The sequence below is a fragment of the Enterobacter sp. SECR19-1250 genome, assembly GCF_013391025.1.
GTDB classification, from domain to species: domain Bacteria; phylum Pseudomonadota; class Gammaproteobacteria; order Enterobacterales; family Enterobacteriaceae; genus Enterobacter; species Enterobacter cloacae.
On record NZ_JACASJ010000319.1, the window covers coordinates 1 to 377 of the forward strand.

Consider the following 377-nt stretch of genomic DNA (forward strand, 5'->3'; position numbering starts at 1 on the left):
CCTAGCACACCTTAAGAAACAAATCCATTACAATCGTGTAATGTACATAGCTGTATTACATTTACGTCATCTTCCCCACAGGTTGATTATTTTTATATATGATCATAAGGACATCTTTTATGTACCTCAGAAGGTAATTACACATGAATATATTAATCACGACCACTGCGTTTACAGCTTTATTTTGTGGGGCAGCTTTTGCTCAGTCCAGTGATATTGCCCATGAAGCACATCGATTTGTTAATAATGCCTCAGCCGTCAGTCATGTGAATTCCTCGACGCATGAAAACTTACCGGACAGGGTTAATAAAAACAACACGCCCTCATTCTCTGAAATGAATGAACATGAAAGGGCCATTGTTGCTCATTCATTTATG

1 protein-coding gene is annotated in these 377 nt (G+C 38.2%); it reads left to right on the plus strand.

Annotation, left to right across the window (positions count from 1 at the left end):
- Positions 1–143 precede the first annotated feature (143 nt).
- A partial coding sequence (locus HX884_RS26810) for a PcoE (protein WP_178329064.1) occupies positions 144–377 on the plus strand: 234 nt, incomplete at its 3' end.